General features: G+C 60.4%; 9 protein-coding genes. 8 read left to right on the forward strand and 1 reads right to left on the reverse strand.

Annotated features, from left to right (window positions below; genetic code table 11):
• Positions 1-119: 119 nt before the first annotated feature.
• Genes M0412_RS13710 through M0412_RS13745 form a run of 8 tightly spaced genes read left to right on the forward strand, consistent with a single transcriptional unit; the run spans position 120 to position 8,504 of the window.
• Complete coding sequence (locus tag M0412_RS13710) at positions 120-275, forward strand: hypothetical protein (RefSeq protein ID WP_156316058.1); 156 nt, start codon at positions 120-122, stop codon at positions 273-275.
• Positions 276-287: 12 nt separating this feature from the next.
• A complete protein-coding gene (kdpF, locus tag M0412_RS13715; protein ID WP_035226808.1) occupies positions 288-377 on the forward strand; it encodes a K(+)-transporting ATPase subunit F in 90 nt (29 codons plus the stop codon).
• Positions 378-410: 33 nt separating this feature from the next.
• Positions 411-2,114 (forward strand): potassium-transporting ATPase subunit KdpA, encoded by a 1,704-nt coding sequence (gene kdpA / locus M0412_RS13720; RefSeq protein ID WP_269698971.1) that lies wholly within the window; start codon positions 411-413, stop codon positions 2,112-2,114.
• Between the two features lie 9 nt (positions 2,115-2,123).
• Entirely contained in the window at positions 2,124-2,288 is a 165-nt protein-coding gene (locus M0412_RS13725) for a hypothetical protein (RefSeq protein WP_174031935.1), read from the forward strand.
• Between the two features lie 44 nt (positions 2,289-2,332).
• Positions 2,333-4,417, forward strand: a complete 2,085-nt coding sequence (gene kdpB / locus M0412_RS13730; RefSeq protein WP_269698972.1) for a potassium-transporting ATPase subunit KdpB — start codon at positions 2,333-2,335, stop codon at positions 4,415-4,417.
• 12 nt (positions 4,418-4,429) lie between these two features.
• Positions 4,430-4,996 carry a potassium-transporting ATPase subunit KdpC gene (kdpC, locus tag M0412_RS13735; RefSeq protein ID WP_269698973.1) on the forward strand — a complete coding sequence of 189 codons (567 nt, stop codon included), beginning with the start codon at positions 4,430-4,432 and terminating at the stop codon, positions 4,994-4,996.
• A gap of 55 nt (positions 4,997-5,051) precedes the next feature.
• A complete protein-coding gene (locus M0412_RS13740; RefSeq protein WP_269698974.1) occupies positions 5,052-7,754 on the forward strand; it encodes a sensor histidine kinase KdpD in 2,703 nt (900 codons plus the stop codon).
• A gap of 60 nt (positions 7,755-7,814) precedes the next feature.
• Positions 7,815-8,504, forward strand: a complete 690-nt coding sequence (locus M0412_RS13745) for a response regulator transcription factor (protein ID WP_142841584.1) — start codon at positions 7,815-7,817, stop codon at positions 8,502-8,504.
• 33 nt (positions 8,505-8,537) lie between these two features.
• Here M0412_RS13745 and M0412_RS13750 read toward each other — a convergent pair whose 3' ends face one another.
• Entirely contained in the window at positions 8,538-9,590 is a 1,053-nt protein-coding gene (locus M0412_RS13750) for a low specificity L-threonine aldolase (protein ID WP_142841583.1), read from the reverse strand.
• Between the last annotated feature and the right edge of the window lie 243 nt (positions 9,591-9,833).

Raw genomic sequence — 9,833 nt, forward strand, 5'->3', positions numbered from 1 at the left:
ATCGAAATTCCTATAGGATTCCTATTTTATTCCCTCTGAGGCCGTCTCGAACCTTTATGCGGTTCGGGTGCATTCTTCTGTTCGGGAAGGGATGGTGTTCCCTTCCTGAGCCAGAAAGAATGAAAAGCGACGTCCCACATGGCGGCGCTTTTCTTCCTGTCAGGCTCCTCGTGGAAAAAAGGAGTCCCATCATGATGGACCTTGTTCTGATCGGCGCAGCGACGGTGTTCTTCGCCCTCTGCTTTGCCTATACGCGCGCCTGCGACCGGCTTTAGACGGAGGCTGCGATGATATTCGACTATGTCCTCAGCGGTGCCGTCACCGTCTTTATCGCCGCCTATCTCACCTATGCTCTCATTCGCCCCGAACGCTTCTGATCGGGAAGCGGCGGCTATTGAAAGTCCAATACAATGACCCTCAATGGATGGTTTCAGATTCTGCTGTTTTGCGGGATCATTTTTGCGCTGGTGAAGCCGCTCGGCTTCTATATGGCGCGTGTCTTTAGTGGTGAACGCACCCTGCTTTCACCGGTTCTTGCACCCGTCGAGCGCGGCCTTTATGCCCTTGCCGGAACAAGCGAGCGCGAGGAACAGCACTGGACGACCTATGCGTTCTCCATGTTGCTCTTCAACCTCCTCGGTTTTGCCCTGCTTTACGCGCTGATGCGTTTTCAGGCCGTGCTGCCTTATAATCCGCAGGCAATGCCGGCCGTCGGGCCGGAACTGTCGTTCAACACGGCGGTCAGCTTCGTCACCAATACCAACTGGCAGAATTATGGCGGCGAAAGCACCATGTCTTATCTGACCCAGATGGCTGGTTTGACCGTGCAGAATTTTGTTTCCGGCGCCACGGGCATGGCAATTGCCATCGGCCTCATCCGCGCCTTTTCGCGCGCTTCGGGCAAGGCCATCGGCAATTTCTGGGTGGATATGATCCGTGCGACGCTCTACGTGCTTTTGCCCCTCTGCATCGTCCTGACCCTTGTCTATGTGTGGCTCGGCGTGCCGCAGACGCTCGGTGCCTATGTCACGGCACAAACGCTCGAAGGTGCGCAGCAGACGATTGCGGTCGGGCCGGTGGCATCGCAGCTGGCGATCAAGATGCTCGGCACCAATGGCGGCGGTTTCTTCAACGCCAATTCCGCGCATCCGTTTGAAAACCCCGATGCCTTTTCCAACATGATCCAGATGGTTTCGATCTTTGCGATCGGGGCGGCCTTCACCAATGTCTTCGGGCGCATGGTGGGCAACCAGCGCCAGGGCTGGGCGATCCTTTCGGCCATGGGCGTTCTGTTCATCGCCGGCGTCGCCGTCACCTATTGGGCGGAAGCGGCCGGAAATCCGCTGATGCACGGCTTTGGTCTTGCGGGCGGCAATATGGAAGGCAAGGAAGTTCGCTTCGGAGTGGCGCTTTCGTCGCTGTTTGCGGTCATCACCACAGCCGCGTCCTGCGGCGCGGTCAACGCCATGCATGGCAGTTTCACGGCGCTCGGCGGTCTCGTCCCGCTCATCAACATGCAGTTGGGTGAAGTGATCGTCGGCGGTGTCGGCGCGGGTTTTTACGGTATTCTGCTATTCATCATCATCGCCATCTTCGTGGCGGGTCTGATGGTTGGCCGCACACCGGAATATCTCGGCAAGAAGATCGAGGCCAAGGAAATGAAGATGGCGATTCTGGCCATTCTCTGCCTGCCGCTCGCCATGCTGGCTTTCACCGCCACGGCGACGGTCCTGCCATCGGCGGTGGCGTCGATCGGCACGGCTGGACCGCACGGTTTCTCCGAAATCCTCTATGCCTATACTTCGGCAGCTGCCAATAACGGCTCGGCTTTCGGCGGTCTCACCGGCAATACCACCTGGTACAACATTACCCTTGGTTTCGGCATGCTGATGGGGCGTTTTCTGGTGATCATTCCGGCACTGGCCATTGCCGGTTCGCTGGTCACCAAGAAGACCGTTCCGGCATCGGCCGGCACCTTCCCGACGGATGGTCCGCTGTTTGTCGGCCTGCTCGTCGGCACGATCCTGATTGTCGGTGGCCTCACCTTCCTGCCGGCGCTGGCGCTTGGTCCGGTGGCGGAACACCTGGTGATGGCCGCGGGCCAGGTCTTTTGAGGTGGCACGATGACCAATGACACCCCTCGATACCGCCGCAACCTTCCTGTCCGCACTGGTGCTCCCGTCAAAAGGAGCGCCGGTCCCGGCGGCTGGTGCGCGTCCAATCTCATTCTTGCGATGATGGCGGCCCTGTTCGCCGCCGTCGTCGCTCTCGAAGTTCTCACGGGCTGATCGACCCTTATCGGTCGCCCTGTTTCAAACGCTGGAGCCTCTTCATGAGCCAGTCCAAACAAGCGAGCATCCTCGATTCTCGCATTCTCGTGCCGGCCATTGCCGCCGCATTCAAAAAGCTCAATCCGCGCACGCTTGCCCGCAACCCGGTCATGTTCGTGGTGGCGACGGTCTCGGTGCTGACGACCGTGCTCTTCATCCGCGATCTGATCATCGGCAGCGGCAATCTCGGCTTTTCCTTCCAGATCAACCTCTGGCTCTGGTTCACCGTGCTGTTTGCCAATTTTGCCGAAGCCGTTGCCGAAGGGCGCGGCAAGGCGCAGGCGGATTCGCTGCGCCGGACCCGCACCGAAACCCAGGCGAAACTGCTGACCGGCGATGACCGCAGCCAGTACAAGATGGTGGCGGGCACCAGCCTGAAGGTCAACGATGTCGTGCTGGTGGAAGCCGGCGATATCATCCCCTCCGATGGCGAAGTCGTTGAAGGTGTGGCCTCCGTCAACGAGGCAGCGATAACAGGTGAATCCGCCCCGGTTATCCGCGAATCCGGCGGCGACCGTTCGGCCGTCACCGGCGGCACGCAGGTTTTGTCGGACTGGATAAGGGTGCGCATCACCGCTGCTGCCGGCTCCACCTTCCTCGACCGGATGATTTCGCTGGTTGAAGGTGCCGAGCGCCAGAAGACACCGAACGAGATTGCGCTCAACATCCTGCTTGCGGGGATGACACTGATCTTCGTTCTGGCCACCGCGACGATTCCAAGTTTCGCGACCTATGCCGGCGGCTCCATCCCGATCATTGTGCTGGTGGCGCTGTTCGTGACGCTCATCCCGACAACCATCGGCGCTCTTCTGTCCGCCATCGGTATTGCCGGCATGGACAGGCTGGTGCGCTTCAACGTGCTTGCCATGTCCGGCCGCGCCGTCGAAGCGGCAGGTGACGTCGATACGCTGCTGCTGGACAAGACCGGCACGATTACGCTTGGCAACCGGCAGGCGACCGAGTTTCGGCCTATCGCCGGCGTTTCCGAACAGGAGCTTGCCGATGCCGCACAGCTTGCCTCGCTTGCCGATGAGACGCCGGAAGGCCGCTCCATCGTCGTTCTCGCCAAGGAAAAATACGGCATCCGCGCCCGCGACATGCAGAAGCTGCATGCCACCTTCGTGCCCTTCACCGCCCAGACCCGCATGAGCGGCGTCGATTTTGAGGGCGCCTCCATTCGCAAGGGTGCCGTCGATGCCGTGCTGTCCTATGTCGATGGCGGCGTTGCGCAACAGGGCAATGCGGCGTTGGCCGTCAAAACCGAAACCGATGCCACGCGTGGGATCCGTGCTATCGCGGAAGAGATCGCCAAGGCTGGCGGCACGCCGCTTGCCGTGGTGCGCGATGGAAAACTGCTTGGCGTCGTGCAGCTGAAGGATATCGTCAAGGGCGGCATTCGCGAACGTTTCGCCGAGCTTCGCCGCATGGGCATCCGCACCGTCATGATCACCGGCGACAATCCGATGACGGCGGCTGCCATTGCGGCGGAAGCAGGCGTCGATGATTTCCTCGCCCAGGCGACACCGGAAAACAAGCTGGAACTGATCCGCGAGGAGCAGGCGAAGGGCAAACTCGTCGCCATGTGCGGCGACGGCACCAACGACGCCCCGGCGCTGGCGCAGGCCGATGTCGGCGTCGCCATGAACACCGGCACGGTGGCGGCGCGCGAGGCGGGCAATATGGTCGATCTCGACAGCGACCCGACCAAGCTCATCGAGATCGTCGAGATCGGCAAGCAGTTGCTGATGACGCGCGGCGCACTGACGACATTCTCCATTGCCAACGATATCGCCAAATATTTTGCCATCATCCCGGCGATGTTCCTGGTGCTCTATCCGCAGCTTGGCGTCCTGAACGTCATGGGGCTTTCGACGCCGCAAAGCGCGATCCTTTCCGCCATCATCTTCAACGCGCTGATCATCATCGCACTCATCCCGCTGTCGTTGAAGGGCGTCAAATACCGTCCGATCGGCGCCGGCGCGCTGCTGTCGCGCAATCTGGTCGTTTATGGCCTCGGCGGCATCATCGTTCCCTTTATCGGCATCAAGGCCATCGACCTCGCTATTACGGCGCTTGGTCTTGCCTGAGGAGTAAAGACAATGTTTAGACAGTTTCGTCCCGCACTGGTGCTGATCCTTGCCACCACCGCCATCACCGGCCTTGCCTATCCGCTGGGCATGACGGGCCTTGCGCAAGCGCTCTTTCCCTTTCAGGCCAATGGCAGCCTGATCGAGAAAAACGGCAGCGTGGTGGGTTCGCAATTGATCGGACAGGCCTTCACCGGTGAGAAATATTTCCACGGCAGGCCGTCGGCCGCTGGTGACGGGTATAACGCTGCCTCCTCTTCCGGCTCCAATCTTGGCCCGACCAGCGCCAAGCTGATCGACCGGGTGAAACAGGATTATGAGACGGCGAAAGCCGAAAACCCGGCAGCCGAAGTGCCGGCCGATCTGGTGACGGCATCGGGCAGCGGTCTCGACCCGCATGTTTCGCCTGAGGCCGCCTATTTTCAGGTTGCGCGCGTCGCAAAGGCAAGGGGCATGGATGAAACCGCGTTGCGTGCCATTGTCGAGCGTCATGTCGAGGGATCGGAACTGGGCTTCATGGGCGAACCCGTCGTAAATGTACTGGCGCTCAACATGGCTCTTGACGCAGCCGGCTCATGAACTGAAATGGCTATGGCTTCTTCGGAAGCCATAGCTTCGACCACTGGTGGGTTATATGCCTGACGATATCAGCAATATGCCGAGCCGACCGTCGCCCGATGCGCTGCTGGAAAATGCCCGGCGCGAGGCACGGGGCCGGCTGAAGATTTTTTTAGGCGCAGCCCCCGGCGTCGGCAAGACCTATGAAATGCTGATGTCCGGCCGTGCGAAGCTTGCGGATGGCGTCGACACGATCATCGGCGTCGTGGAAACCCATGGCCGCCGCGAAACCGAGGCGCTGGTCGAAGGGCTGGAGGTGATCACCCGCAAGCGCATCGATTATCGCGGTCAGATGCTGGAGGAGATGGATCTCGATGCGATACTCGCCCGCCGCCCCGCGCTGGTGCTGGTCGACGAGCTTGCCCATACCAATGCCGCCGGCAGCCGCCACCCCAAGCGCTATATGGATGTTCAAGAAATCCTCGCACAGGGAATAGACGTCTATACGACGTTGAACATCCAGCATGTCGAAAGCCTGAATGACGTGGTGGCTCAGATCACCCGCATCCGTGTGCGAGAAACCGTGCCTGACAGCATCATCGACAGGGCCGACGATGTCGAAATCATCGACATCACCCCCGACGATCTGCTGAAACGCCTGCAGGATGGCAAGGTTTACATGCCCCGCACCGCGCGGCGCGCCATCGAGAATTATTTTTCGCGCGGCAACCTGACGGCGTTGCGTGAACTGGCGCTTCGACGCACGGCGCAGCGGGTGGATGAGCAATTGCTCAACCACATGCAGTCGCACGCCATTTCCGGACCATGGGCCGCGGGAGACCGGGTTCTGGTCTGTCTGGACCACGGCGGCAATGGCCCGGGTCTGGTGCGTTATGCCCGAAGGCAGGCAGACCGGCTGCGCGCGCCATGGACGGCGCTGCATCTCGATACGCCACGTTCGCAGCAATTGTCGGAGACGGAGAAGGACCGGCTGGCCGGCACCATGCGGCTTGCCGAGAAGCTGGGCGGCGAGACGGTAACCCTGCCGGCGCTTGATCTGACACGCGAGATCATCGCCTATGCAAATGCCAATAATTTCACTCACATCATCATCGGCCGTCCGAAAAAGAACTGGTGGCAGCGCCTGTTTCAGCGCTCGCTCACCCATGAATTGATCGACCATGCGGGTGATATCAGCGTCCACGTCATTTCCGGCGACAAGACGGCGGAAAAGTCGGCACCGACGGTAAAGCAGGCATCTCCGCGCCTTGGCAATCGGATCAAGGCCTATCTCAGCAGTACGCTACTGGTGGTGGTGGCTATCGTTGTCGGCATCGGGCTGGACCAGATGCTCGACGTCCGGAACCTGGCGCTGGTCTTCCTGATGGCGGTTCTGGCTGCGGCCGTGCGCGGCGGGCTGGGGCCGGCACTTTATGCCTCGCTGCTTGGCGCCTTCGCCTTCAACTTCTTCTTTCTGGAGCCGCGTTACACGCTGACGGTGAGCGCGCCGGACAGTGTCGTGGCGCTGCTGTTTTATTTCGGGGTGGCCCTGGTTGCCTCCAATCTGGCCGTCGCGGTGCAGCGGCAGGCGGCATCGGCGCGGGCGAGGGCACGCACGACAGAGGACCTCTATCTGTTCTCGAAAAAACTGGCAGGCACGGGCACGCTGGATGATGTGCTGTGGGCAACCGCTTACCAGATGGCTTCGATGCTGAAGGTCCGGGTCGTTCTGCTGCTGCCGGAAAACAATACGATTACCGTCAAGGCGGGGTATCCGCCGGATGATACGCTGGCGGATGCCGATATTGCCGCTGCGCAATGGGCATGGGAGCATAACAGAGCCACGGGTCGCGGCGCGGATACGCTGCCGGGCGCCAAGCGCCTTTATCTGCCGTTGCGCACCGGCAGTGGCGCCATCGGCGTGGTGGGGCTGGATGACGACCGGGTTGGCCCGCTTTTGACACCCGAACAGCAGCGGCTGTTCGATGCACTGGCCGATCAGGCGGGGCTTGCCGTTGAACGTATCCAGCTTGTCTCGGATGTTGACCGGGCAAGGCTCGCGGCGGAAACCGACCGGCTGCGCACCGCTCTCCTTACCTCCATTTCCCACGACCTGAAGACGCCACTTGCCGCCATTCTGGGGTCTGCCGGAACGCTCAAGGATTTTGCCGACGACATTCCGCCAGATGCGCGCACTGAGTTACTTTCGACGATCATTGAGGAGTCCGAGCGGCTGAACCGTTTCATCTCCAATCTGCTGGATATGACAAGAATTGGCTCAGGTGCGATGGAACCGAATTACGGGCTGCATTTTGTTGGTGATATGGTCGGCACGGCGCTTTCGCGCGCGGCGAAAATCGTTGTCCGGCATGAGATCGTTCTCGATATTCCCTCCGATCTGCCAATGCTGAAGGTCGATCCGGTGCTTTTCGAGCAGGTGTTGTTTAATCTGATCGACAACGCAGCCAAATATGCACCTGAACAGACGGCCATCGAGATCAGAGGGTGGCGACAGGGCAGGCATGTCCTCCTGTCCGTTGCGGATGAGGGGCCGGGCATCCCCCCTGATGATACGGAGCGGGTGTTCGACAGTTTCTACCGGGTGCGCAAGGTGGACCATGTGCAGGCCGGCACGGGTCTCGGGCTATCCATCTGCAAGGGTTTCATCGAGGCCATGGGCGGGTCGATCCGGGCGGAGAACAGGTCAGGTCGCTCAGGCGCGCAATTTATCATAAGCCTGCCCGCTTCCCCTGACGCTCCCGTGCTAGATCATGATTAGGGCGCGATTTCAGAAGAGAATCATTCACGTGCTTTGTCGTGCCGCTAAGGGAGATCGGGAATGACCAATTCCGCCGTCCGCATTCTGATCGTCGACGATGAACCGCCGATCCGCAAGCTTTTGCGGGTGGGGCTGTCGACGCAAGGATATGCGGTGAGCGAGGCCATGAATGCCAAGGTGGCGATGGAGCTCGTCGAGCAGGACAAGCCCGATCTCGTCATTCTCGATCTGGGCCTGCCTGACATGTCGGGGCATGATCTGCTGGCGAAATGGCGTGGCGAAGGACTGGCGTTGCCGGTCATCATTCTCTCCAGCCGCACGGATGAGGCAGGTATCGTCAAGGCGCTGGAACTGGGGGCGGATGACTATATAAGCAAGCCCTTCGGCATGAACGAGCTTGTCGCCCGCATCCGCGTCGCCCTGCGCCACCGCCTGCAGAGCCAGGGGGAAAGACCGGTATTCCAAACCGGCGATCTTTCGGTCGATCTCGTCCGGCGCATCGTCAAGGTGGAGGACCGCGAGGTGAAACTTTCGCCCAAGGAGTATGATATTCTGCGGGTTCTGGTGCAGCATGCGGGCAAGGTGCTGACGCACCGATTTTTACTTGAGCATGCGTGGGACGAGTTGACCGACGTGCAATATTTGCGGGTCTATGTGCGCCAGCTCCGCCAGAAGATCGAAAAAATCCCGGACCAGCCACGTTATATCCTGACGGAAACCGGTGTCGGTTACCGGCTTCAGGAGGTTTGAGGGCGCCATTATGGAGCGCCCTCAAATGTTGTGTCAGACAGAGGCGCAGATCGACAGGAATTCGTCCACGTCGGCCTCGGTCGTCGCAAAGCTGGTGACCATACGGATCAGCATTTCGTCCTTGCCGACCTTTTCCGGCATGTCGCGCGGCTCCAGCCAGTCATAGAACTTCGCACCCTTGGCCGTTGCGGCTTCGGCGGCTGCCTTCGGCAGAATGGCGAACACTTCGTTAGCCTGTGTCGGCCAGGCGAGGCGGGCGCTGTTGAGCGAGCCGAAGCCGGCGCGCAGCCGGTTGGCCATGGCATTGGCGTGGCCGGCGAGACCGAGCCACAGATCGTCCTGCAGATAGGCTTCGAACTGCGCGGCGATGAAACGCGATTTCGAAAAAAGCTGGGCGGTGCGCTTGCGCAGGAAGGAGAAGTCCCGGGCGAGCGAGGGATCGAAGAAGACGATCGCTTCCGCGCACCAGCAGCCGTTTTTCGTGCCGCCGAAAGACAGGACGTCGACGCCGCGTTTCCAGGTCATTTCGGCCGGCGTGGTGCCGAGTGCGGCAAGCGCATTGGCAAAACGCGCGCCATCCATATGCAGTGGCAGGCCGTTGTCCTTGGCGATCCTGGCGATGGCGTCGATTTCATCGAGCGTATAGACCGTGCCGGCCTCGGTTGCCTGCGTCATGGTGATGGCGGCGGCGCGGCCATGGTGAACGGCGTCCTGCGGATAACGCGCGATACGTTCGATCAGGTTTTCCGGCAGCATCTTGCCATCCGGCCCTTCGACGGCGACCATGCGCATGCCGCTGAAGAAATCAGGCGCGCCGCATTCGTCTTCGATCACATGGGCTTCCGAATGACAGAAGGTCAGGCCGCCGGGGCGGGCAATGCTGGCCAGCGAAAGCGAGTTGGCCGCCGTGCCAGTGGCGACGAAAAACACCGCGACCTCGCGCTCGAATATCTCGTTGAAGCGCTTTTCGATGGAGAGATCGAGTTCGCTGGTGCCGTAAGCGGCGGCAAAGCGGGTGGATTCCCGCGAAAGCCGTTCGTTGACGGCCGGATGGGCGCCAGCCCAATTGTCTGAAGCAAAAAACATCTCTGAAGGCTTTCCGATAGCTGAGGGTCTGTTTTGGGGCTGCGTGAAGCGATGACGGGGAAAGTTCTAGGACCTAACCTTGCGATTGGCAAATCCGGTAATGAAAGCAATAGCTCGGCCGGTTTTGTGACAAGAAAGTTTCGCGCAATAGGTCAGTATCGAAACTTCACTGCAAAAGGACGGTCTGACTAATTGGATTCGCACCCTTGCCAATTCCGCCGGTTTCTGCCAAAATCCTCGTGA

Source organism: Agrobacterium sp. O3.4, assembly GCF_041414895.1.
Classification (GTDB): domain Bacteria; phylum Pseudomonadota; class Alphaproteobacteria; order Rhizobiales; family Rhizobiaceae; genus Agrobacterium; species Agrobacterium cucumeris.

What these genes read in the sequence shown, in the direction of transcription:
- M0412_RS13745 (WP_142841584.1), top strand. Translation starts at nt 7,815, where the DNA reads ATGACCAATTCCGCCGTCCGCATTCTGATCGTCGACGATGAACCGCCG.
- kdpF (WP_035226808.1), top strand. Translation starts at nt 288, where the DNA reads ATGATATTCGACTATGTCCTCAGCGGTGCCGTCACCGTCTTTATCGCC.
- kdpA (WP_269698971.1), top strand. Translation starts at nt 411, where the DNA reads ATGACCCTCAATGGATGGTTTCAGATTCTGCTGTTTTGCGGGATCATT.
- kdpC (WP_269698973.1), top strand. Translation starts at nt 4,430, where the DNA reads ATGTTTAGACAGTTTCGTCCCGCACTGGTGCTGATCCTTGCCACCACC.
- kdpB (WP_269698972.1), top strand. Translation starts at nt 2,333, where the DNA reads ATGAGCCAGTCCAAACAAGCGAGCATCCTCGATTCTCGCATTCTCGTG.
- M0412_RS13750 (WP_142841583.1), bottom strand. Translation starts at nt 9,590, where the DNA reads ATGTTTTTTGCTTCAGACAATTGGGCTGGCGCCCATCCGGCCGTCAAC.
- M0412_RS13710 (WP_156316058.1), top strand. Translation starts at nt 120, where the DNA reads ATGAAAAGCGACGTCCCACATGGCGGCGCTTTTCTTCCTGTCAGGCTC.
- M0412_RS13740 (WP_269698974.1), top strand. Translation starts at nt 5,052, where the DNA reads ATGCCTGACGATATCAGCAATATGCCGAGCCGACCGTCGCCCGATGCG.
- M0412_RS13725 (WP_174031935.1), top strand. Translation starts at nt 2,124, where the DNA reads ATGACCAATGACACCCCTCGATACCGCCGCAACCTTCCTGTCCGCACT.